Genomic DNA, 23,776 nt, shown 5'->3' with positions numbered 1-23,776 from the left:
GTCCGGCGCGTCAGGACTCGGCCAACCGCTGTCGTTCCGTGTCGACGTCGAAGTCGGCCGGCGGGTACTGCGGGTCCAGCTGCCGCAGCGTTTCCAGCAGGAGCGAGGCGATCGCCCAGTTCCGGTACCACTTGCGGTCGGCCGGTACGACGAACCACGGGGCACCGACGGTGTTGCAGCGCCGCAGCGCGTCGGCATAGGCGTCCTGGTAGTGCGGCCAGAAACCTCGTTCGGTCAGATCGGCCGGGTTGTACTTCCAGTACTTCGTCGGATCGTCGAGGCGGGCCGCCAGACGTTCACGCTGGGTGTCCTTGGAGATGTGCAGGAAGCACTTCACGATCACCGTGCCCTCACGCACCTGCTTGCGTTCGAAGGCGTTGATCCTGGCGTAGCGCCCGGACCATTCCTGTCGGGGCACCAGATCGTGGACCCGCACGACGAGCACGTCCTCGTACTGGGAACGGTTGAAGACCCCGATCTGCCCCGCCTGCGGCACCTGGCCGGCGATCCGCCAGAGGAAATCGTGTCGCAGTTCCTCGGCCGTCGGCTTCTTGAACGAGGCCAGGTGCACGCCCGCCGGATTGACCAGACCCAGCACGTGCTTCACGACGCCGTCCTTGCCGGAGGTGTCCATGCCCTGCAGGATCAGGAGGATCCGGCGACGCCCCCCGCGAATGGCCTCGGCGACCAGTTTCTCCTGCAGCGCAGCCAGTTCGGGAGCGATCTCGGCCATCGCCCTCGCGGCTTCGTGCTTGTCCTGCGGACCGATCGGCGTCCCCCGGGTGTCGATGGCACCGAGATCGACGGCGCCCGGCGGCAGCGAGAGCGCCTTGCTCGTGCTGTTCTGATGGGCGGTCATCTGCTCGACGACGTCCAGACGCGCTGCCTTGGCGGTCTTCCGGTCGTTCTGCTTCTTCCTGCCGTGCTTGCTGCTGGCCATGGGTCACCTTCCCACGCCGACCCCCGAACCGCGTTCCTGACGCGTCGATGCGGCAAACCTCTTGCGTGACCGCACAACGATCCGACCGGACGACAACAGAACGTGCATGATTTCGCACGTCACGGCGCTGTTCGCCCCCTGACACGGCCGGGTTCGCCCCCGTAGGCTCTGGTGGTCGCACCGACGCCGCAGAAACCGTGATCCCACAGAACCGTGATCCCACAGAAGAGAGCCAACGCCGTGACCAGCGCGCCCGTCATCCGTGACACCGAGTTCTACCTGGACCTGGACGACACCTGGTGCACCCACAACTATCACCCGCTCCCGGTGGTGATCGCCGAGGCGGAGGGCGCCTGGGTCACCGACGTCGCCGGGAAGCGTTACCTGGACATGCTGGCCGGCTATTCGGCACTCAACTTCGGTCACGGACATCCAGCTCTGATCGCTGCGGCCAAGGAGCAGCTGGACCGCGTCACGCTGACCTCCCGCGCCTTCCACCACGACCAGCTGGGGTTGTTCTGCAAGGAGCTGGCCGAGCTGACCGGTACCGAGATGGTGCTCCCGATGAACTCCGGGGCCGAAGCCGTCGAAGCCGCACTGAAGGTGGCCCGGAAATGGGCCTACACGGTCAAGGGCGTTCCGGAGAACCAGGCGCAGATCATCACGGCGGGCGGCAACTTCCACGGCCGCACCATCTCCATCATCTCGTTCTCCGACGACCCGGTCGCCACCGCCGACTACGGGCCCTACACACCTGGTTTCGTCGGCGTGAAGTACGGGGACATCCAAGCGCTGGGCGCGGCCATCACCCCCCACACGGCGGCGATCCTGCTGGAGCCGATCCAGGGCGAAGCGGGCGTGTTGGTGCCGCCGGCCGGCTATCTGGCAGAGGTCCGCCGGTTGTGCGACGAGAACGACGTCCTCTTCATCGCCGACGAGATCCAGTCGGGTCTGGGGCGGACGGGTGCGCTGTTGGCGCTGGACCACGAGGGGGTCCGCGCCGACCTGTACACGCTGGGCAAGGCCCTGGGCGGCGGGATCATGCCGGTGTCGGCCGTGGTCGGCAAGAAATCGGTGCTCGGTGTGCTGCAGCCGGGTCAGCACGGCTCCACCTTCGGTGGCAACCCGCTGGCCTGCGCCATCGGGCGGGCCGTGATCAAGCTGTTGGCCACCGGCGAGATGCAGGCCAGGGCAACGGAACTGGGCGCACACCTGCACGAGCGGCTGAACGCACTGATCGGTCACGGCGTCGCTGACGTCCGCGGCCGGGGCCTGTGGGCCGGGGTGCAGCTCTCCCCCGAGGTCGGTGCCGGGCGCGCGATCAGCGAGGAGATGGCCCGCCGCGGCGTCCTGATCAAGGAGACCCACCAGACGACCCTGCGATTCGCTCCGCCGATCGTGATCACCAGGGAAGAACTCGACCACGCCGTCGACACCCTGGCCGCCGTGATCGACGAGATGCGCTCCGGCGCTGAGCGCAAACCCCCGTTGCGTCCTGCGAAGTGATGGCGATAGCCATCACTTCGCAGGACGCAACACCGAGGGGTCAGCGGCCCTCACGGGTCAGCGCGAGGATCCGACTGGTCGCGCGCAGGTACTTCTTGCGGTACCCGCCGCGCAGCATCTCCGGGGTGAACAGCTCGTCCAGAGGAACGCCGGACGCCCTGACCGGGATGGTGCGATCGTAGAGGCGATCGATGAGCACCACCCAGCGGAGCGCCGCACCCTGGTCCGGCAACGGCCGGACCCCGGAGATGTGGACCGCCGCAACTCCTTCGACCAGTTTCCCGTACGTCGAGGGGTGCAGCTTCGCCAGCTTGGCCGTCAACGGGTCGAACGAGTCGAGGGTCGCGCCCGCAGTATAGCCGGCCGCGGCCAGCAGGTCGGTATCGGACATCGGCCTCGGCGCCTCCGCCAGACCGGCATGGCGGAAGTCCGGACCGTCCACCCGCAGAGTGGTGAAACGCTCTGACAGACCACGGATCTCGCGCTTGAAGTCGTCGGCGGCGAACCGGCCCTCACCCAGCTTGTCCGGGAGGGTGTTGGAGGTGGCCGCCAGGAAGACGCCCGCATCGGACAGCTCGCCCAGCAGCCTCGTCATCAGCATGGTGTCGCCCGGGTCGTCGAGTTCGAACTCGTCGACGGCCAGCAGGCGATGGGCGGACAGCCTTCTCACCGTCTCCACGAATCCGAGCGCGCCGACCAGGTGGGTGTACTCCACGAACGTCCCGTAGGCCTTGGGTCCGGGCAGGGCGTGCCAGAGGGAGGCCAGAAGGTGCGTCTTGCCGACACCGAACCCACCGTCGAGGTAGGCACCGGCCGGTTGCACAGATCCGGCCCGACGGAAGAGTCCCTTGCGGGGTGGATTGACGATCACCTCGGCCATCTCCTGCAGCGCGACGAGGGCCTCGGACTGGGACTTCTCCGACGGATCGGGTCGGTAGGTGCCGAACCGGACCGCATCGAACCGGGGCGGCGGCACCAACCCCTCGATCAACTGACCGGGGCTGACGACGGGCATGGCATCGACGAGGTGGTTCGGGGACACCATCAGCACAGTAGGCGTTTCCACCCGCCGGCCGGCCATCACCGACGAGCGGCGTGCTCGCAGTCACACTTGCGGGTCTCCGAGCCGCAGACCTCTCACCGGCAGGCCGGACGCCACCCTGAACCACCCGACCCTGCACCCGGCTCCGCCGCTCGGGACAGCAGTGCCGGGGCGGCCGTCACCTACCATCGGGCCCATGCCGACGTCAGCAGGATCCGCCGCCCCACCGGTGCTGGTGGCGGGCGGGACCGGCTTCGTCGGCGGGATCATCGCCAGGTCGCTGGTGGCGGACGGCCGCACGGTGATCGTCCCCGCCCGATCGGCCGACCGACTGTCCGCACTGCTGGCCGCCTGCGCAGATTTCTCGGGAAGACTTGTCCCACTGGAGGTTTCCGGTAGTCATCCCCATTTCCAGGCGGCCGAGCGGCTGGCGGCGGACGGCCGGCGGCCCGGAGCGGTCGTCGCGGCACTGGGTGGATGGTCGAAGACCGGCGCACTGATCGACCTGCCGGGTGAGCAGTGGGAGCGCGCCCTACGGGACCACCTGACGAGCCACCTCGAGGCGATGCAGGCCTATGTGCCGCTGCTGGGTGGCAGCGTCGATCCGACCTACATCACGCTCAACGGCGCGGCGGCCTCGGAGGCGATGGCCGGATCGGGCGCCATCTCGGTGACCGGGGCCGCGCAGCACATGCTCACCAGCGTGATGCGGGCCGAAGCCATCGGGGCCACGGTCAGGTTCCACGAGTTGAGCCTGACGGCCGCCGTGGCCGGGGACGACCGGAACCTCGATCCCACGAGCCAGATCACCCCGTCGCAGATCACCCTGGCCATCGACCGGCTGATCGGCAATCCACTGGCCGAGGCCTTCGGCGCGCTGTACGCGGAGCGTCGATGACCCGCGGCCGGTTCACCAGATCAGCGGTGATCGCTGCCATCGGGTCGGTCCTCGCACTGGTGGCGGGCTGCACCATCGGTCCGTCCACCCGCCCCGCGCTGGCCACGTCCGGGGCGGCCGGGTCGGTCCAGGTCCCCACCTCCACCGCCGGCGCGATGCCCACCGGCCCCGGCGGGTCCGGCCGCTCGTCCGACCCGATCGCCTGGTCTGCCTGCGATCAGCAGATCCAGCGGCAGGGCCCCGCCGGCGGTCCTGCCTTCACCCTGCAGTGCGCTCAGGTCCAGGTGCCCAAGAGCTACAGCGCAGGTTCCTCCGGCACCTTCTCAGTCTCGGTCGCGAAGGCCACCTCGCCGGCGACACCCGCCGCCGCGCCACCGCTGCTCGTCGTCATGGGCGACGCGGGCCGGAACGGGACCCGACAGGTGGCGGCGGTCGCCGGCGGGCTCCCGGCCGCGATCCTGGCCCACTACGCGGTGATCGTGATGGACCTCAGGGGAACCGGTGACTCGGTGCCCATCGCCTGCGTGAGCGGCACCAATTCGAGCGACCTGCTCTCGCTGGGGGCGGATCCGACCACCTCCGTCGCCGCCGCTCTGCTGGCCGGCCTCTCGCGCTCGTTGACCTTCGATTGCGGCGACATGGTGGGACCCGACCTGTCCGACTACTCGACCGTGCTCGCCGCCGACGACATCGACACGGTCAGGGCGGCGCTCGGTGTCGCCAGGCTGGCCTTCCTCGGACGCGATTTCGGTGCCACCCTCGGCGCGGTCTACGCGGACCGGTACCCGGGCCGGGTCGCCGCCGCCGTGCTGGACGGGCCGTCGGATCCGTCTCTGACCCCGGACAAGCAGGCTGCGGCCGCGGCGCTCGCCGACGAGAAGGCGCTCACCTCGTTCGCTGCGGCCTGTCCGACGTTCACCGGCGGCTGCCCGCTGGGAGCCGACCCCGCCGCCGCCGTCCGGGCGTTGGTGGCCTCCACCGGTGACATCGGTGTCCCCAGCTCCGACGGACACGAGATCACCGGGGGCAGCATCCTTCTCACGCTGACCGGACAGCTCGGCGACCCCGCCGGGTGGCCGGCGCTCGCCACGGCGCTGGCTGCGGCGCGCAAGGGCGACTACGACCAGGTGGCGGCGCTGCTGCTGGCGCCCCTCGGCACCGAAAATCCACCCCAGCAGCAGTCCGGCACGTTGGTCTACCGCTGCAACGACTCGGCCCAGCGCCTCGGTGGCTCCGATCTGGCCGCAGCCGCCACCAGGGCGCGCACCACCGCACCCGACTTCGGGCCCTTCCTGATCGGTCTGGTCGGCATCTGCTCGTCCTGGCCGGCTCCGGAGACCGCGCTCGGACCGGTCACCGCCACCGGCGCACCGCCGATCCTGGTCCTCGGGGCGGTCGACGATCCGGTGTCGCCGTTCGCCGAGGTGCGGTCCCTCACCGCCCAGCTCGGCTCGGCCACGCTGCTGACGTGGCAATCAGGCACTCACGGGGGCTACCCGGCGAGCTCCTGCATGACGAACGCCGTCGACGCCTACCTGCTGGCCGGGACCATGCCGGCGGCGGGCACGCTCTGCCCGCCGTGACCGGTCGTCGTCCGCCCCAGGGTGAGGTGTGCCAGTCACGCATTTTCCCGGGCCGATCCGAAGACATCGGTCGCAGGCTTCCGCGTACCGTTGCTGTCATGAGTGCATCCCAGAAAGTTGTGAAGTCGGACGAGCAGTGGAAGGCGGAACTGGACCCCGCCGAGTACCGCGTGCTGCGCGAAGCTGGCACCGAACGTGCGTTCACGGGTGAGTACACCGACACCACCACCACCGGCGTCTACTCGTGCCGGGCCTGCGGGGCCGAACTGTTCCGGTCCGACGCCAAGTTCCCGTCGCACTGCGGCTGGCCGAGTTTCTACGCCCCTTCCGACGCCGACAACGTGGTCCTGCTGACCGACCGCAGCTTCGGCAGCGTCCGCACCGAGGCGCGCTGCGCCACCTGCGACTCGCACCTCGGACACGTCTTCAAGGGCGAGGGCTACCCGACGCCGACCGACGAGCGATGGTGCATCAACTCGCTGTCGCTCCGTCTGGAACCCACCGGCGAGTAGCTCTACCGTCGGGTCATCCACGCCGCCAGGACCGCCCGCACCGCGACCGCCGATTCCCGGGCAGGTCACGGTGCGGGCGTCGTTCTGACCCGGAGCGGCGTGGGAGACGGTGGACTGTCGGTGCGCGGTCGTAGTGTCCCCGGACATGACCACCTCGGCGGATTCGATCGCCCCTGCTGCATTCCAGGCCGCGTTGGACGAGCTGGCCCGCGTGCGGATCAGACCGGAGATCGAGCTGGGGGAACTGCCCGCACCCACCCGGCTCGCCCCCTGGAGTCATGCTCTCTCCGCCGAGGTGATGTGGGGTGGCGACCGACCGGAGTCTGCATCCGGGCGTTTGATACTCCTGCATAACCCAGATGGAGTAGACGCGTGGGACGGTACGCTTCGGATCGTAATTTTTCTCACGGCCGAAGTTGACGATGAAATTGCCCGCGACCCGCTGCTGCCGGACGTCGCCTGGAGCTGGTTGACCGACTGCCTGGAGCTTTCCGGGGCCTCTTTCACGGCTCTGGGCGGCACCGTCACGTCGACGTCATCGACCAGATTCGGCGACATCGCTGGGCCTGGCAGGACCGATGACCTGGAGTTACGCGCTTCGTGGACGGCGACCGACGATCGGACCGGGCTTCATCTCGCGGCCTTCACCGAACTCCTGGCGATCGCGGCCGGACTGCCACCCGAGGGCGTCGTTTCCATCGGTCGACCCGCGCCCCCGAACGTACGCTAGGCTCGATCACTAATTGTCAACATAGAGCACATCGTGTGCTTGACCAGTTGAGCACCATGGGCAGAGACTGAACGGGTGCTCAGCACGATGCCGCACCAATTCACGGGTCGCCAGAGCCGGCGGCCAATCGACCTTCCGGGGTCATGACGACAGGGTGACACCGTGCAGTTCAGAACCGATCCATTCGCTTCGGGAGGCAGACAGGTGAACACGTCGACGCTCGGTGCCGACCAGACCTCGCTACGGCGGGCCGACGAGCTTCCGATCGGGGCGGGTGCCCTACCTGCGCAGCGATCGCCACTCCGCGACTCGATGAGTAGTTCGCTGCGGGCGGCCACAGTGTTACTGGTCGATCCGGATCGGGCCACCCGCGAGGCTCTCCAGGCCGGCCTGATGGAGGTCGGGATCGGCCGCGTCCTCCCCGTCACGTCGCTGGCTGCGGTGGAGGAACTGACCGAGCGCGGCATCGTCGGCGATCTGGCCCTGATCAGCCTGCTGACCGGACCCGACGCCGGACGCATCATCAACACTCTGCGTGCCGCCGGCTGGGTACGGGTGCTCGCGCTCGCCCCCACCGCCGACATCGGCCCGGTGATCGATGCCGTCGGGGCCGGCGTCAACGGGGTGCTGATCGGCCGACGGGCCAACCCCGCCGCCGCGAACATCCCGAGCTCGATCCACGACCTGTCCTCGCGGGAGATCGAAGTGATCCGCCTGGTGGCCGACGGTCGGTCGAACAAGTGGATCGGCGACGAACTCAACCTCTCGGCCCTGACGGTCAAGAGCCATCTCGCCCGGATCGGGCGCAAGCTCGGCACCGGCGACCGTGCACACATGGTCGCGCTGGCCATGCGTGCGGGCGTCATCTCCTGATTTCGGGTCGCCCGTTCTGTTCAGAGATGCCCTGACCAGCCATTCCAGTGGGTCGAACGCCGGCTTGCACGTCGAGGTCCCGCAGGTCAGGCACACTGTCGCAGTGCAGACGTCAGACATCACCACCGATTCCGGTGCGGACATCTCGGCCGCCGACCGGCTGCCGGGGACCCCGGCGGTCCCTGGCGGGGACGATGCGCTCCCGCAGATCACGCCATTGCTCGTCCCGCGCGACGGGGACGTCCAGCCGATCGTGGACCCGCTCCGGCTGGCATCGTGGGCGCGGAACCTCGCGGCCGGGTCCGGTCCGGTCGCCCTCGACGCCGAGCGCGCCTCCGGTTTTCGCTACGGGTCGAGGGCCTACCTCGTGCAGCTGCGCAGAGCAGATGTCGGCACGGCGCTGTTCGACCCGATCGCGCTGGGCGATCTTGCCCTCCTGGATGCGCCGCTGGCAGATTCGGAATGGGTCCTGCACGCTGCCAGCCAGGACCTGCCGTGCCTGGCCGAAGCCGGGATGCACCCGCGAAAGTTGTTCGACACCGAACTGGCCGGGCGGCTGGCCGGGCTCCCCCGCGTCGGCCTCGGGCCGCTGGTGGAACAGATGCTGGGCCTCGGGCTGGCCAAGGGGCACGGGGCGGCCGATTGGTCGACGCGGCCGTTGCCTGCCGCCTGGCTGACCTACGCCGCGCTGGATGTCGAGGTGCTCATCGAACTACGCGATGCGATGGAAGCGCTGCTCGACGAGCAGGGCAAGCTCGACTGGGCGCGTCAGGAGTTCGCTGCGATCGTGGCCGCACCGCCCACCCCCCCGCGGGTCGATCCGTGGCGACGCACGTCCGGGATCCACAAGATTCGCGAGCCGCGGGTGCTCGCCATCGTGCGCGAGCTGTGGACGACGCGCGACTCGGTCGCCCGTCGCCGTGACCTCGCGCCGCACCGGGTGCTGCCCGATACCGCCATCGTCGCGGCGGCTTTTGCGAAACCGGCCTCGCTGGATGCCCTTGTCGCGATGCCGGTGTTCGCCGGGCGGATCCAGCGCCGGCAGGCGTCGACCTGGTGGGACGCCATCCGTCGTGCCATGGCCCTCCCGTCCTCTGCGCTACCGCCCTCCACCCTGCAGGGTGACGGACCGCCGCCACCGGCGAAATGGGCGCTCAAGGACCCCAAGGCCGCCGCCCGTCTCACCGCCGCGCGGGCGGCGCTGGCGGCCACCTCGGAACGCATCAACATGCCGGTGGAGAACATGCTCTCGCCCGACCTGGTCCGGCGGACCATGTGGACCCCTCCCGCCGGCGAGGACATCCAGGCTGCTCTCCGGGCCGGCGGGGCGCGTGAGTGGCAGATCGAGCTGACCGCCGACGATCTCCGTGGCGCCTTGGACGCCCCGGTCGTCTAAGTAGTCCCACCTGCAGTGATGCGTCATCGCTACACCGTCGCGTGATGCCCGACCCTTAAGTTACCGGCCAGTAGCCTTTCCGGTAGCATGCTGGCACCGGCATCGACGCCCGATCGGACGTCGAGCCGATGACCGGCCGTTCCGATGACGGAGAGACCGTGCTCATGACAGGGAGCCATTTGTGGCAGCACAGGGATCGTCGACGCTCACACCCGGATCAGGGCCGGCCGCCTCGGAGCAGGCGGGCATGATCAAGCCCCGCACGCTGCGCGACGTCGTGTTCGTCGAAGGCGTCCGGACGCCGTTCGGGAAGGCCGGCGAGAAGGGCCAGTACGCGGAGACCAGAGCGGACGACATGGTCGTCAGGGTGATCCGGGAGTTGATGCGCCGACACCCCGAACTCCCCCCGGAACGGGTCGACGAGGTGGCGATCGCCGCGGCCACCCAGACGGGGGACCAGGGCCTGACCATCGGCCGGACCACCGCCATGTTGGCCGGTCTGCCGCGGTCCGTGCCCGGTTTCGCCATCGATCGGATGTGCGCCGGAGCCATGACGGCCGTCACCGCGGTCGCCTCGGGCATCGTGGCTGGCGGGTACGACGTGGTGATCGCCGGCGGTGTCGAGCACATGGGTCACCACCCGATGGGCCAGGGCGCAGACCCGAATCCGCGCTTCGTGGCCGACCGCCTGGTCGATCCGTCCGCGTTGAACATGGGCAATACCGCCGAGAACCTGCACGACAAGTACCCGCAGCTGACCAAGGAGCGCGCCGACGCCTACGCGGTCCACAGCCAGGACAAGTACGCAGCGGCACTGGCGGGCGGCAACATCACCCCTGACCTGGTGCCGATGGCGACGCGGTCGGTCGAGCAGGGGTGGGGACTGGCGACCGGGGACGAATTGGCCCGGCCGGGCACGACGATGACCGCGCTGGAGAACCTGCGCACGCCGTTCCGCCCGCACGGCCGCGTCAGCGCCGGTAACTCCTCGGGCCTGACGGACGGGGCCTCCGCGTGCCTGCTGGTCGCCTCCGACGTGGCCGCGGAACTCGGCCTCCCGGTCCGGATGCGGATGGTGTCGTTCGCATTCGCCGGCGTACCGGCAGAGACGATGGGCGACGGACCCATCCCGGCGACCGAGAAGGCACTGCGCAAAGCAGGTCTGGAGATCGGCGACATCGGGATCATCGAGATCAACGAGGCATTCGCCGTGCAGGTGCTGGCCTTCACGGACCACTTCGGCCTGGCCGACGACGACGCCAGGATCAATCCATTCGGCGGCGCCATCGCAATGGGTCATCCGCTGGCCTCGTCCGGCGTCCGCCTGATGACCCAGCTGGCGCGGGAGTTCTCGCAGCGCCCTGACGTCCGGTACGGCCTGACCACGATGTGCGTTGGTCTGGGCATGGGCGGCACCGTGATCTGGGAGAACCCACACTTCGAGCCGGCAGATTCCGCCACCGACACCACCGACGGGGACAGCAGATGACCAGCGCGACGATCACCGGCGAGAAGAAGACCCCCTCGGCACCGGAGGAGGTGATCACCTCGGCGCATCTGCGGCTGCTCGACGTGCCCGGCATCGCCGGCAAGGTCGCCCTGATCACCCTGGACAACGGACTCGACCACCAGCGGCCCTCGACCTTCGGGCCCGGAGGAATCGCCGGGCTCAACGCCGCCCTGGACGCGGCGTTCGCGGCGGAGCCGGCGGCGATCGCCGTCACCGGCAAGCCCTTCGTGTTCGCGGTGGGAGCCGATCTGTCGCAGATCGCGACCATCACCGATCACGACAGTGCAAGGGCCACCGGTGTTCTGGGCCACTCCACCTTCAAGCGCCTGACGGATTCGAGCATCCCGACCTTCGCATTCGTCAACGGCGCCGCGATCGGTGGCGGGGTCGAACTGGCCCTGTCCTGCGACTACCGGACGATGGCCGCCAACGCTCCGATGATGGCGCTGTCGGAATGCTTCCTGGGCATCCTGCCCGGCTGGGGCGGCACCCAGCTCCTGCCGAAGATCGTGGGGCCGGAGAACGCGATCACCGTGATCATCGAGAATGCGCTCAACCAGAACCACATGATGCGACCCGCGGAGGCGCTGGGTCTGGGTGTGGTCGATGTCGTGCTGGATGCGGCCGACTACCTCGAGCAGTCCCTCGTCTGGATGGCCGACGTGCTCGCCGGCCGGATCACGGTGTCCCGCACGAACTATGCCGGCGCCGAATTCGACGACCAGTGGACCTCCGCGCTGGAGCGCGGCCGACTCATCGCCGACATGCGCACCCACGGCGCCTCGCCGGCGCCCTACCGGGCCCTGGAACTGATCGCGCTGTCCCGCACCGCCGATCTCGCGACCGGGCTGGCCGCGGAGGCTGACGGGCTCGCCGATCTCATCGTCTCGCAGCAGTTCCGGGCCGGGCTGTACTCGTTCAACCTGACGCAGAAGCGCGCCCGCAAGCCGGCCGGTGCCCCCGATCTGTCGCTGGCGCGCAAGGTCACGAAGGTCGGCGTCATCGGTGCCGGTCTGATGGCCGGGCAGATCGCCCTGCTGTTCGCGCAGCGACTGCACGTGCCGGTGGTGCTCACCGACGTCGACCAGACCCGCCTCGACAAGGGCCTGGCCGGGGTGCACCGCAAGATCGCCGAGCGCGCCGCGCAGCGCAAGATGACCCAGGACGAGGCGAACCGGCTGACTGCCCTGGTCACGGGATCCCTCGACTACCAGGCGTTCTCCGACGCCGACTTCGTCATCGAGGCCGTCTTCGAGGAACTCGGGGCCAAACAGACCGTGTTCGCAGCGCTGGAGAAGGTGGTCTCACCGGAGGCGGTCCTGGCGACCAACACCTCGTCGCTGTCGATCACCGACATGTCGGCCGGCCTTGCCCACCCGGAGCGGGTGATCGGGTTCCACTTCTTCAACCCGATCTCGGTGATGCCGCTGCTGGAGATCGTCCGCACCGCAGCCACTTCCGACAGCACCGCCGCCACGGCCCTCTCGGTGGCCAAGACCCTCCGGAAGGGTCCGATCTTCACGGCCGACGCACCGGCGTTCGTGGTCAACCGCCTGCTGACCCGGTTCATGGGCGAGATCATCGCGGCCATCGACGAGGGCACCGATCCGGCGGTCGCCGACGCGGCGCTGGCTCCGTTGGGCCTGCCGATGACGCCGATCATGCTGCTGCAGCTGGTCGGGCCGGCGGTGGCGCTGCACGTCACCGAAACCCTCCACCAGTCCTTCCCCGACCGGTTCGAGGTCAGCGAGAACCTGCGGCGCATCGTCGCCGCCGGCCACCGCACGTTGGTCTCCTGGACCGAGACCGGGCAGCAGGTCCTGGATCCGGAGGTCGCCGCGCTGTGGGAGCAGGGCACGGCGCCGTCGACCGGTGAACAGGTCCGCGACCGCGCACTGGCCGCGTTGGCCCAGGAGGCCCGTCTGATGCTGGACGAGAAGGTGGTGGCTGCGGCCGCCGACATCGATCTGGCGCTGATCACGGGCGCCGGGTGGCCGTTCTGGCTCGGCGGCATCACGCCGTACCTGGATCGCGAGGGCGTGTCCGAGAAGGTGACCGGCCGGCGGTTCAACCCGCCGGGCGTGTCGACCATGCCGTAGCAATGGGTCGCAGCCGGTGCGTCGTCGCCGTGAGTCGCAGCAGGTGAGCCGCAGCAGCCCGGCTGCATACTTCAGTTAACAGTGTGATGCACTGGTGGTGAGGTCAGGAAGTCGACGACAAGGGAGTCGCAAGAATGCCGCAGGACGAATCACCCCCTACCGCCGCCGGCGCTGCGGTCGGCGGACCCGTTGCGCAGCGACTGGCCGGCCGGGTCGCGGTCGTCACCGGCGCCAGCCGCGGGATCGGGCTGGCGATCGCCCGGCGGCTGGTGGCCGAGGGCGCCAGGGTGGCGATCACCGCCCGGAACACCGACGCCCTCGACGAGGCCGTGCAGGAACTCGGCGGCCCTTCCGTGGCCATCGCCTTCGCCGGGAAGGCGGATGATCTCGACCACCAGGACGCCACCCTGTCCGGCGTGGCGGACGCCTTCGGCCCGGTCGACATCCTGGTGAACAACGCAGGCATCAATCCGGCGTACGGGAGCCTCGTCGATCTCCCGCTGGCTGCCGCGCGGAAGATCCTCGACGTCAACGTGCTGGGCACGCTGTCCTGGGTGCAGCGCGCCTGCGCAGCCGGCCTCGGCACGCGGGGTGGCAGCATCGTCAACATCGCTTCGGTCGCCGGGGTGAAGCCGGCCCCCGGAATCTCCTTCTACGGCGTGAGCAAGGCCGCGATCATCAACCTGACTGCGAGCCTGGCGGTGGAGCTGGGCCCGGGGATCCGCGTCAACGCGGTGGCTCCGGCCGTGGTCAAGACCAGGTTCGCCGAGGCCCTCTACGTCGGGCGCGAGGAGCAGGTCACCGCCCAGTACCCGCTGCGCCGGCTCGGTGTTCCCGACGACGTGTCCAGCGCGGTGGCCTTTCTCGCCTCCGACGAGGCTTCCTGGATCACCGGGCAGACCTTCGTGCTCGACGGCGGCGTCACCCTGGTCGGAGGTGTCGGATGAAGGCCTGGCAGGTACCGGTGCTCGGCGAGGCCGAGCAGGTGATGACGCTCGGCGAGACGCCCATCCCGGAACCCGGTCCGTCGCAGCTGCGGATCAGGGTCGGCGCGGTGGCGCTGAACTTCCCCGATTCGCTGATGGTCCGCGGCCAGTACCAGGAGAAGCCGGCGCTGCCGTTCACCCCCGGGATCGAACTGTGCGGTGTCGTCGACGGCGCGGGCGATGACGGCGGAGCGGGCGATGACGCCGACCTCCGCAAGGGAGCCAGGGTGATGGGTCTTGCGTCCATGCCGCACGGCGCTCTCGCGGAGTACGCGATCGTCGAGCGGACGGCCGTCAGCCGAGCCCCGGACGGACTGGACGACGCGCACGCGGCCGCCTTCACGGTCGCTTACCAGACCGGTTGGGTGGCCCTGCATCGGCGCGCCGAACTGAAGGCGGGCGAGACGCTGCTGGTCCACGCGGCCGCCGGCGGGGTGGGCTCGGCCGCGGTCCAGCTGGGCAAGGCCGCCGGCGCCAGGGTGGTCGGCGTCGTGGGCAGCGCGGACAAGGTCGAGGTGGCAAGGCGGTGCGGCGCCGACGAGGTGATCGATCGGTCCGCCTACGACGCCCAGGGTCTGGTCGGGGCCCTGAAGGCGGCATGCGGTCGCGGAGGTGCGGATGTCGTCTACGACCCGGTCGGTGGCGACTCGTTCGTCGCCTCGACCAAGGTGGTGGCCTTCGAGGGTCGGATCCTGATCGTCGGATTCACCAGCGGCATCATCCCGAAGGCGGCGGTCAACCACGCGCTCGTCAAGAACTACGGGATCCTCGGGGTGTACTGGGGGCTCTACCACCAGCGGAAGCCGGAAATCATCGTGCAGGCGGCACAGGCGCTCGCGGAACTGGTCGCAACGGGCCGGATCAACCCCGAGGTGTCCTCGGTGCTGCCGTTCGAGCAGGCACCGGCGGGTCTGGCCACGCTGGCGGCCGGTCGATCCACCGGCCGGATCGTGGTGATGGCACCGTGACGTCGCTGGAGCTGGCGGACTCCTGCGTCGTGGTGACCGGAGCCGGCTCCGGCATCGGCGCGGCGATGGCCCGGCGCTTTGCCGCCGGCGGTGCCCATGTCGTGGTCAACGACCTCGATTCCGCTGCAGCGCAGGCGATCGCGTCCGAGATCGGCGGGTTGTCGCACCCGGCCGACGTCGCCGATCTCGAACAGGTCCGCAACCTGGTCGGCGAAGCCACCGAGGCCTTCGGCCCGATCGACCTCTTCTGTGCCAACGCCGGGGTCGCGGTGGGGGGTTCGGAGTCGGCTCCGGCGGCGGACTGGGACCTGGCCTGGCAGGTCAACGTGCAGTCCCACGTCCACGCCGCCCGGGCCGTGCTGCCCGGTTGGCTCGCGAGGGGCCGCGGACGCCTGATCACCACCGTCTCGGCGGCCGGGATCCTGACGATGTTGGGGTCGGCCCCCTATTCGGTGACCAAGCACGCGGCGCTGGCCTTCGCGGAGTGGTTGCGAGCCACCTACTCCCACCGCGGGATCGTCGTGCAGAGCCTGTGCCCGCAGGGTGTACGCACCCCGCTCTTCGCCTCGACCGGCGACCTCGGCGAGGCCGTCATGGGGGCGACCGCGCTCAGCGCGGCGCAGGTCGCCGACGCGGTGGCCGACGCGCTGTCGGGCGAGCGGTTCCTGATCCTGCCGCACCCCGAGGTCGCCGACTACTCCGTCCGCCGGGCCTCCGACCCCGACCGCTGGCTGTCCGGCATGAACCGGTTGCAGCAGAGTCTGGAAGAGGCTGGAAAGCTGTGAGCGACGCAGGACTTGATCTCTCGAGGCTGCGCGGCCATCTCGACATCCACCGGCCCGAGTTGCTGATCGGGGCCCTGTCGTCGACACTGCTGGCCGGCGGTCGGTCCAACCTGACCTACGCGGTGAGCGACGGAACCCGCGAGCTCGTACTGCGGCGGCCGCCGCTGGCCCACGTGCAGGCCTCGGCCCACGACATGAGCCGCGAGTACCGGGTCATCTCCGCCCTCGGGCAAACCGCCGTTCCGGTGCCCCACGCCGAGCTCCTGTGCGAGGACCCCGCGGTGATCGGCGCACCCTTCTACCTGATGGAACTGAGCCCGGGGATCGCTTACCGACGTCATGCCGACGTCCTCACCCTCGGCCCGGACACGCTGCACCGCTTGATGTTCGACCTGGTCGACACGCTGGTGGACCTGCATGCCGTCGACCCGGCCGAGGTCGGGCTGGCCGACCTGGGCAAGGTCGCCGGATTCAACGTCCGGCAGCTCTCCACCTGGCGTCGTCAGCTTGCCGGCCTGCGGAGCCGTGACCTGCCGGGCATCGACGAACTCGCCGGCGCGCTGGGCGAACACATCCCGGACACCGGCCGCGGCGGTCTGGTGCACGGGGACTACCGGCTGGACAACGTGCTGATCGCCGGCGCACCGGGGTCCGAGCGCATCACGGCGGTGCTCGACTGGGAGATGTCGACCCTGGGTGATCCCCTGAGCGACCTGGCCCTGCTGCTGCTCTACGCCGACCAGCCGATGCTGGCCGCTGACCGATCGACCGATCCCTCGGTCGCCATCAGCGCCGTCCCCGGTTACCCGGCGGCGCAGGAGATCATCGGGCGGTACCAGCAGCGATCCGGCCGCGACGTCTCCGACCTCCGGTGGTACCGCGCCTTCGCCTCGTTCAAGTTGGCCGTCGTCCTGGAGGGCGTCTTCTTCCGCTTCCGGCACGGGGCCACCCTCGGTCCCGGATTCGACGGCATCGGCGACATGGTGCAGCCGCTCGTCGACCAGGGACTGGCCGTCTTCGGCGCCGCCTCCGGCCCTTCCACCCCCACCCAGAACTCGGAGATCTGATGGACTTCAGCTACGACGACACCACCCGTGGGTACATCGACAACCTGCTGGCCTTCATGGACGAGCACATCTATCCGTCAGAGCCGATCTTCGCGGAGCAGCAGGCGGCCCGTCCCGGCGCCTGGGGCCCACCACCCATCGTCGCCGACCTGCAGGTCAGGGCTCGCGAACTCGGCCTGTGGAACCTGTTCCTGCCGGGTGACCGGGGGGCCGGGCTGACCAACCTGCAGTACGCCCCGCTGGCCGAGATCACCGGCCGTAGCCCGGCGCTGGCACCCATCGCCCTCAATTGTGCCGCCCCGGACACCGGCAACATGGAGGTGCTGGCCCAGTTCGGCACCCCGCAGCAGCAGGCCCGGTGGCTGGAGCCCTTGCTGGAGAGCACCATTCGTTCCGGTTTCGCGATGACCGAACCGGACGTGGCCTCCTCGGACGCCACCAACATCGAGACCAGCATCGTCCGTGACGGCGACGAATACGTGATCAACGGCCGCAAGTGGTACATCTCCGGTGCGATGGATCCTCGGTGCGCCATCCTGATCGTGATGGGCAAGACGGATCCCGGCGCCCCCAGACACCAGCAGCAGAGCCAGGTGCTGGTACCCACCGACACTCCCGGCGTGACCATCCGCCGGGGCATGCACGTGATGGGGTACGACGACGCCGACCACGGCGGCCACGCCGAGATCGACTTCGTCGATGCCCGGGTCCCGGTGAGCAACCTGATCGGTGAACAGGGGTCCGGTTTCGCCATCGCCCAGGCCCGGCTCGGACCCGGCCGGATCCACCACTGCATGCGGTTGATCGGGATGGCCGAGCGGGCGCTCGAGATGATGTGCCGTCGGGTGTCCTCGAGGGTGGCCTTCGGGCGGCCGCTGGCCGAGCAGGGCGTCATCGGCGAATGGATCGCCGACTCCAGGGTCAAGCTCGAGCAACTGCGACTGCTGGTGCTCAAGACGGCCTGGCTGATGGACACCGTGGGCAACCAGGGCGCGCACACCGAGATCCAGTCGATCAAGATCGCCGCCCCGGAGGCCGCCTGCTGGATCATCGACAAGGCCATGCAGGCCCACGGGGCGGCCGGGGTCAGCCAGGACACCCCGTTGGCCCAGCTCTGGGCCGCGGCCAGGACCATCCGGCTGGCCGACGGACCCGACGAGGTCCATCGCCGATCGCTCGCCCGCCGGGAGCTCAAGAAGTACCAGTAGGTTGCAGATCAAAACCCTTCCAGCCACGACGAAGAAGTCAGGAGTTCCACAATGAGCAGGTTCGACGGAAGAGTCGCCATCGTGACCGGGGCGGCCCAGGGCATCGGTGCCGCGACGGCCAGACTCCTTGCTGCGCAGGGTGCCACGGTCGTCGTCGGCGATCTGACCGCGGATCGCGCCCACGGAACGGTGGAGGCGATCACCGCAGCCGGCGGGACCGGCCTGGCGGTCGGGTGCGACGTGACGGACGGCGAGTCGGTGAACGCGATGGTGACCACCGCGCTGGAGAGGTTCGGCTCGGTCGACATCCTGGTGAACAACGCCGGGATCACCCGCGACGACCTGCTGTACAAGATGGGCCGGGCGGACTGGGACGCGGTGATCTCGACCAATCTGACCAGCATCTTCCTGGTCTGCCAGGCCGCCGCCGTGCCGATGGTGAAGGCGAAGTACGGCAAGATCGTCAGTCTGTCCAGCCAGTCAGCACGCGGCAACCGCGGCCAGGTCAACTACGCGGCGGCCAAGGCCGGGGTCCAGGGCATCACCGCCACCCTCTGCCAGGAACTCGGCCGCTACAACATCAACGTCAACGCGGTGGCCCCCGGTTACATCGCGACCGCGATGACGGACGCTACCGCCGAACGCGTCGGGTTCCGGCCGGAGGAGTACCAGAAGATGGCCAGCGAGCAGACCCCGATCGGCCGGGTCGGCAAGCCGGAGGACGTCGCCAACGCGATCGCCTTCCTGGCCAGCGAAGAGGCGTCCTACATCACCGGGCAGACCCTGTACATCAACGGCGGGGTTCGATAACCGCACCGGCACTGGACACCTCGAGCCGGACTTCGCCAGAATCTCTCGACCACAGCCAATCTCGACAAGGAGCACATCATGGATTTCTCGCTGTCCGACGAAGAACGCGCCATTCGCGACACCGCCCGCGAATTCATCCGCAAGGAGGTGATGCCGCTCGAGTCGGAGGTGCTGCGGCGTGAGCGCGCACACCAGCCCGGCCTGGACCACAGCGAGGTGGTAGAACTGCAGCACAAGGCCAAAGCCTTCGGCTTCTGGGGCCTCTCGACCCCGGAGGAGGACGGCGGGATGAATCTCCCGGCCGTCATGCAGGCGCTGATCGCGGCCGAACTCGGCCGGACGTTCGTCCCGTTCCGGTTCGGTGGCGAGGCGGACAACATTCTGTACTTCGCCAATCCCGAGCAGCGCAAGGAGTACCTGGAGCCGACCATCTCCGGTGAGCGCCGGTCGTGCTTCGCCATCACCGAACCCGGTGCCGGGTCGGACGCGGCGAACATCAAGCTGTCGGCCGTGCAGGACGGCGACGACTGGATTCTCAACGGCGAGAAGGTCTACATCACCGGCGGCAACGAGGCCGACTTCGCCATCGTGGTCGCCGTCAACGACAAGGTGAAGGGGGTCCGGGGCGGCGGTACGACCGCCTTCCTGGTCGACCGGGACATGGGCTGGAAGTCCGAGCCGATCATCACCATGGGCGAGGGCGGCCCGGCCGCGCTGGTCTTCGACAACGTCCGGGTGCCCTCCCGCAACATCCTCGGCGAGATCGGCCAGGGCTTCGAGCTCGGCATGAAGTGGATCGGCAAAGGTCGCTACCTGATCCCGGCCACCGCGATCGGCATCGCCGAGCGCGCGCTGCAGATGGCCATCGACCACGCGAACACCCGGGTGACGTTCGGCAAGCCGATCGGCGAGAACCAGGCCATCGCCTGGATGATCGCCGATTCCGAGACGGAGATCGAGGCCGCCCGGTGGCTGGTCCTGCGCGCGGCCTGGACGGTGGACCAGGGCGCCGACCCCCGGCACTCGTCGTCGATGGCGAAGCTGTTCGGCGCGACCATGGTCAATCACGTCATCGACAAGGTGATGCAGATCCACGGCGGGATGGGTTACACCCGCGAGCTTCCCATCGAGCGCTGGTACCGGCAGGTCCGCCTGTTCCGCATCTTCGAGGGCACCGACGAGATGCAGCGCCTCATCCTGTCCCGCGACCTGCTGCGCGGCTACACCAAGATCGGCGGGCACCTCGCGTGAGGACCTTCTCCAGTGCCGACGAACTCCTCGCTGCGGTCGGCGACACGCTCGGCCCCGGCGAACCCTTCCTGATCGAGCAGAGCCGCATCCAGGCCTTCGCGGACGCCACCGACGATCACCAGTGGATCCATCTGGACGAGGAACGTGCCGCAGCGGGGCCTTTCGGCACCCGGATCGCACACGGCTTCCTGACCCTCTCGCTGCTGCCGGTGCTGATGGGTGGCCTGTACCGCCTGACGGGCGTGACGATGGCCGTCAACTACGGGCTCAACAAGGTCCGCTTCCCCTCGCCACTGCCGACCGGCAGTTCGGTGATCGCGTCGGCCGTCATCACCGAGGTCACACCGGTCAGCGAGGGCATCCTGCAGGTGGTGATGACGGTCAGCATCACCGCGCAGGGCGCCAACAAGCCCTGCTGTGTCGCCGAATCCGTCGGGCGTTTCTCCTTCGCGGGCTGATTCGTGGGCGGCTCCCGGTCGGCGCTGATCACTCGGCCGGCCGGGCCTCCGCATGTCAGGAACGGCATGTCAGGAACAGCGTGTCAGGAACAGCTCGAGCTCCTCGGTGCGCGGGCCGGTCGCCGGCCCGCGGCGGGTCACCGAGAGGGCGGCGGCGGCGTTCGCCCGGGAAGCGGCCTGCAACGGATCACCGAACCGGGCCAGCCCGGCGATGAACGCACCCGTGTGCGCGTCACCCGCTCCGGTGGTGTCGACGGCGGACACCACGTGTCCCGGTACCAGCACCGGCGTCGAACCGCCTGCGGTCAACCAACATCCGGCCGCCCCGTCGCGCACCAGGACGCCGGCACGACCGCTGCGCCGCGCCAACGCCGCGGCCGCGTCGGCCGGCCTGCCCTGTCCCGTCAGCCGGGCCGCTTCGCGCGAGTTGCAGGTCCACCAGTCGGTCCGGGCCATCAGCACCTCCATGGCCTCGGTCGGGATCTGGGTCAGCAGGGTCCCCGGGTCGGTGACGACCACGATCTCCGGGGGGAGCGCCGCGAGCCATGGTGCAACGGCCGCCGCCCCGGCCGGGTGGGCCAGCGAGTACCCGGTGACGGCCACGATGTCCGAGTCATCGGGGTGCAACGCACCCAACTGCTCGGCGGTCAGGGTCGCCTCGGCGCCGAAGCTCGTCACGAACGTCCGTTCGCCGCCCTCGTCGACCATCACCACGACGGTCCCGGTGTCCATCCGGGGATGCGTCGGGCCGACGGTGACGATGCCCTCCCCGGCCAGCGCGCCCCGGACCAGCGAGGCGAACATCCCGGTGCCGACGGTCCCGGCGTAGACGGTGGGCAGCCCGAGCCGACGCGCGGCGGCCATCACGTTGAACCCGCCGCCGACAGCGAAAGTGGTGCTGGAGGCGATGATGTCGCCACCGAGCTCCGGGAGTTGCGGGATGGTGAGGACCAGATCGACGACGGCGTTGCCGACGTAGAACAGCCGGGAATCGTCGCTGGACACCCGCGAAACCCTAGCGGTCAGGAATGTACGACGGCCACATCGCTCCGGTACGCGACCATCAGGTGCTCGGTCACCAGGATGACGGCCAGCAGTCCGGCGCCGAGGACGGTCAGCGCACCGGCACCGACGGCGACCGCCGTGACCAGGCCGCCGATGGCACCGATCGCACCGGAGCCCAGGACGACCACCGCAGAGAAGGCGTAGGAGCCGGCCGCGTACCGCGAGGTGACCGCCCCCTGACGGGACGGATCCAGCCCCCGGGTCAGCAGCACCATGCCTCCGCGGTAGCCCATGGCCGGGCCGCCGGCCGCGATCGCGCAGCCGAGGTAGACGAGCGGGAGGGAGGCGGTCAGCGCGCCGGCCGCGAGCAGGGCCAGGCCGACGGTGCCCATCGCCGTTCCCACGGTCAGCTCGTGGCCCCGGACGAAGCGCAGCATCGGACGCCTGGCCAGCACCTGCAGCAGCCAGGCGCAGGCCAGCAGCAGGATCGCCGGACTGGTGGCCACGATGACCGCCGCCGGCCCGGTGAACTGGCGCAGCAGCGATGGCACCAGACCGGTCACCAGGCCGGGGATGGCCCAGCCGAGCGCCCCGACCGCCGTCCCGAGCAGGCGATGCCGCCGGATGACACCAGGGGTCACGGTCGGCACGGGCACCTTCACTGCGGGCCCGTCCGGGATCTCGGCCTGGATCCCTCCGGTCTGCAGTGCAGCGGTGTCGCCGGCCGACCGGGCGGCCAGCGCCAGCAGCAGGGCCGTCAGGACCACCGATGTCGCCACCGCATGCACGAGGTACACCGTCGAGCCGATGCCGATCTGCGCCAGCGCCACGGCCCCGACGGTGCCGACCAGAGCGCCGACGATGTTGCCGGTCGCCACCGAACCACGGCCCCGTTCGCCCACCAGGGCCACCATCAGCGCTGCGGCCGCACCGGTGGACAGTGCCACGCTCACACCCGACAGCGCACGACCGATCAGCAGCATCACGGTCGACCCGGCGGTCGCCATCAGCACATCGGCGACGACCGCTGCGCCGAGGCCGATGGCGAGTAGGGCATCCGCCCTGGCACGCAGGGCCGGTCGCATGCACAGGACCAGCGTCGGGACCAGCAGCAGGAGGTAGGCGGAGAACAGCAGCGAGAGGCCGAACGGCGTCATCCGGTACGCCTGCCGGTAGGCGGGCAGGAGAGCGGTCGGCAGGTTCGGACCGGCGATCACCAGCGTGAACGCGGCGAGGACGACCGCCCCCACCACGCGAGCCGTCGGGACGGCACGCCGGTTGACGCGATGCCCGACCCTGCGGGCGACACGCTCCGGTACGAGCAGTGGTCGGCGGGAGGGCTCGACGAGAACGCCGGTCATGGGTCGACTCCTTCGAGGGTCCGCCTAATTACTCGATAAGTTCTTCTCATATTTACATTGGCCGTTCACTGCGTCAAGGGTAAGTGAGAAGGTCTTCTCGTGACGTACGTCGATCTGGCCCGGATCGACCCCGCGGGCGCCGGGATGGGACGGATCGCGCGATGATGGGCCGGTGAGCACCACGACACCCGACCTACCGCTGCGCAGTGACGCGCAGCGGACCAGAGACCGGCTCCTCGACGCTGCCGCTGATCTGCTCGAGTCGGACGGGGCGCACTTCACCCTGCCCGAGCTCGCCCGTCAGGCCGGGGTGGGCACCGCGACCGCCTACCGGCACTTCACCGACGTCGCCGACCTCCTGGTGGCGGTCGAGGTGCGGTCCATCACAGCCCTGACCGCGGCGGTCGAGGCCGTCGACCCCACGCAGGGCGCACTGCGCCGGTTCGAGGCGATCTGCGCGATGTGGGTGGGACGGTCGACCAGGGAATCGGCCGCCGTCCGGTTCCTCCGCTCGCCGGAAGGTGTGCTGCAGCGTGCCCACCGGGGGGATCCCAGCATCACCGGCCTGTTCGACGCACTGACCGTCGCAGTGGCCGCTCTGATCAGCGAATCCGTCGTCCCCGAACAGGATCGGGTCGCTGCCGTGCTGGTCTGGATCACCCTGTTCGACGAACGCATCGTGATCGACCTCGGCCGGACCCACGGTTGGACCGCCCACCGGATCGCCGACTACCTGGGCCGGGCCGTCCTCGGCGCCCTCGGATCGGCCTGACCCCCATCGGGTCGGG

The 23,776-nt window shown here is 69.6% G+C and carries 22 protein-coding genes; 18 read left to right on the top strand and 4 right to left on the bottom strand.

The genetic code is table 11. The features are described from left to right. Positions 1–10 precede the first annotated feature (10 nt). Positions 11–940, bottom strand: coding sequence for a PPK2 family polyphosphate kinase (locus H7F38_RS13270; protein WP_187090327.1), 930 nt, complete (start codon positions 938–940; stop codon positions 11–13). Positions 941–1,180: 240 nt separating this feature from the next. Here H7F38_RS13270 and rocD point away from each other — a divergent pair, with 240 nt between their 5' ends. Beyond that, positions 1,181–2,446, top strand: a complete 1,266-nt coding sequence (rocD, locus tag H7F38_RS13265; RefSeq protein WP_305080131.1) for an ornithine--oxo-acid transaminase — start codon at positions 1,181–1,183, stop codon at positions 2,444–2,446. 40 nt (positions 2,447–2,486) lie between these two features. Here rocD and zapE read toward each other — a convergent pair whose 3' ends face one another. After that, positions 2,487–3,491: a cell division protein ZapE gene (gene zapE / locus H7F38_RS13260; RefSeq protein WP_187090326.1), complete on the bottom strand. Its 1,005-nt coding sequence runs from the start codon at positions 3,489–3,491 to the stop codon at positions 2,487–2,489. 193 nt (positions 3,492–3,684) lie between these two features. On the opposite strand from zapE, the gene H7F38_RS13255 reads away from it, so the two are divergent. From H7F38_RS13255 to H7F38_RS13180, 16 genes are all read left to right on the top strand, one after another. Continuing rightward, entirely contained in the window at positions 3,685–4,386 is a 702-nt protein-coding gene (locus H7F38_RS13255; protein ID WP_187090325.1) for an SDR family oxidoreductase, read from the top strand. After that, complete coding sequence (locus tag H7F38_RS13250; RefSeq protein WP_187090324.1) at positions 4,383–5,969, top strand: alpha/beta hydrolase; 1,587 nt, start codon at positions 4,383–4,385, stop codon at positions 5,967–5,969. Before H7F38_RS13255 ends, H7F38_RS13250 begins: the two co-directional genes overlap by 4 nt. Positions 5,970–6,067: 98 nt before the next feature. Next, the gene (gene msrB / locus H7F38_RS13245) at positions 6,068–6,481 is read left to right on the top strand and encodes a peptide-methionine (R)-S-oxide reductase MsrB (RefSeq protein ID WP_187090323.1); all 414 of its coding nucleotides are present in this window, start codon (positions 6,068–6,070) and stop codon (positions 6,479–6,481) included. A gap of 145 nt (positions 6,482–6,626) precedes the next feature. Beyond that, positions 6,627–7,211 (top strand): DUF3000 domain-containing protein, encoded by a 585-nt coding sequence (locus H7F38_RS13240; protein WP_187090322.1) that lies wholly within the window; start codon positions 6,627–6,629, stop codon positions 7,209–7,211. Positions 7,212–7,415: 204 nt separating this feature from the next. Further along, the gene (locus tag H7F38_RS13235) at positions 7,416–8,084 is read left to right on the top strand and encodes a LuxR C-terminal-related transcriptional regulator (protein WP_222618040.1); all 669 of its coding nucleotides are present in this window, start codon (positions 7,416–7,418) and stop codon (positions 8,082–8,084) included. Between the two features lie 103 nt (positions 8,085–8,187). Beyond that, entirely contained in the window at positions 8,188–9,480 is a 1,293-nt protein-coding gene (locus H7F38_RS13230; RefSeq protein ID WP_222618039.1) for a ribonuclease D, read from the top strand. A 247-nt stretch (positions 9,481–9,727) separates the two neighbouring features. Beyond that, positions 9,728–10,969 carry a thiolase family protein gene (locus H7F38_RS13225; protein WP_187090321.1) on the top strand — a complete coding sequence of 414 codons (1,242 nt, stop codon included), beginning with the start codon at positions 9,728–9,730 and terminating at the stop codon, positions 10,967–10,969. Then, entirely contained in the window at positions 10,966–13,089 is a 2,124-nt protein-coding gene (locus H7F38_RS13220; RefSeq protein ID WP_187090320.1) for a 3-hydroxyacyl-CoA dehydrogenase NAD-binding domain-containing protein, read from the top strand. Before H7F38_RS13225 ends, H7F38_RS13220 begins: the two co-directional genes overlap by 4 nt. Positions 13,090–13,223: 134 nt before the next feature. Beyond that, positions 13,224–14,036, top strand: a complete 813-nt coding sequence (locus H7F38_RS13215; protein ID WP_187090319.1) for an SDR family oxidoreductase — start codon at positions 13,224–13,226, stop codon at positions 14,034–14,036. After that, positions 14,033–15,043: an NADPH:quinone oxidoreductase family protein gene (locus tag H7F38_RS13210; protein WP_187090318.1), complete on the top strand. Its 1,011-nt coding sequence runs from the start codon at positions 14,033–14,035 to the stop codon at positions 15,041–15,043. Before H7F38_RS13215 ends, H7F38_RS13210 begins: the two co-directional genes overlap by 4 nt. Positions 15,044–15,048: 5 nt before the next feature. Then, the gene (locus H7F38_RS13205; protein ID WP_187094691.1) at positions 15,049–15,828 is read left to right on the top strand and encodes an SDR family oxidoreductase; all 780 of its coding nucleotides are present in this window, start codon (positions 15,049–15,051) and stop codon (positions 15,826–15,828) included. Beyond that, a complete protein-coding gene (locus H7F38_RS13200) occupies positions 15,825–16,895 on the top strand; it encodes a phosphotransferase family protein (RefSeq protein ID WP_187090317.1) in 1,071 nt (356 codons plus the stop codon). Before H7F38_RS13205 ends, H7F38_RS13200 begins: the two co-directional genes overlap by 4 nt. Continuing rightward, the gene (locus tag H7F38_RS13195) at positions 16,895–18,103 is read left to right on the top strand and encodes an acyl-CoA dehydrogenase family protein (RefSeq protein WP_187090316.1); all 1,209 of its coding nucleotides are present in this window, start codon (positions 16,895–16,897) and stop codon (positions 18,101–18,103) included. The genes H7F38_RS13200 and H7F38_RS13195 overlap by 1 nt, the downstream gene beginning before the upstream one ends. Positions 18,104–18,154: 51 nt before the next feature. Then, positions 18,155–18,913 carry a beta-ketoacyl-ACP reductase gene (locus H7F38_RS13190; protein ID WP_187090315.1) on the top strand — a complete coding sequence of 253 codons (759 nt, stop codon included), beginning with the start codon at positions 18,155–18,157 and terminating at the stop codon, positions 18,911–18,913. Positions 18,914–18,991: 78 nt separating this feature from the next. Next, the gene (locus H7F38_RS13185) at positions 18,992–20,164 is read left to right on the top strand and encodes an acyl-CoA dehydrogenase family protein (protein WP_187090314.1); all 1,173 of its coding nucleotides are present in this window, start codon (positions 18,992–18,994) and stop codon (positions 20,162–20,164) included. Next, positions 20,161–20,622, top strand: coding sequence for a MaoC family dehydratase (locus tag H7F38_RS13180; protein ID WP_187090313.1), 462 nt, complete (start codon positions 20,161–20,163; stop codon positions 20,620–20,622). Before H7F38_RS13185 ends, H7F38_RS13180 begins: the two co-directional genes overlap by 4 nt. A gap of 69 nt (positions 20,623–20,691) precedes the next feature. On the opposite strand, the gene H7F38_RS13175 is transcribed toward H7F38_RS13180, so the two are convergent. Both H7F38_RS13175 and H7F38_RS13170 read right to left on the bottom strand, forming a co-directional pair. Further along, positions 20,692–21,627 (bottom strand): PfkB family carbohydrate kinase, encoded by a 936-nt coding sequence (locus H7F38_RS13175; RefSeq protein ID WP_187090312.1) that lies wholly within the window; start codon positions 21,625–21,627, stop codon positions 20,692–20,694. A 17-nt stretch (positions 21,628–21,644) separates the two neighbouring features. Then, positions 21,645–22,988, bottom strand: a complete 1,344-nt coding sequence (locus tag H7F38_RS13170; protein WP_187090311.1) for an MFS transporter — start codon at positions 22,986–22,988, stop codon at positions 21,645–21,647. A gap of 172 nt (positions 22,989–23,160) precedes the next feature. Between H7F38_RS13170 and H7F38_RS13165 the strand changes: the two genes are divergently transcribed. Then, entirely contained in the window at positions 23,161–23,760 is a 600-nt protein-coding gene (locus tag H7F38_RS13165; RefSeq protein WP_187090310.1) for a TetR/AcrR family transcriptional regulator, read from the top strand. Positions 23,761–23,776 lie beyond the last annotated feature (16 nt).

The organism is Nakamurella sp. PAMC28650, assembly GCF_014303395.1.
Classification (GTDB): Bacteria; Actinomycetota; Actinomycetes; order Mycobacteriales; family Nakamurellaceae; genus Nakamurella.
This window is presented reverse-complemented; position numbering and strand designations above follow the sequence as displayed.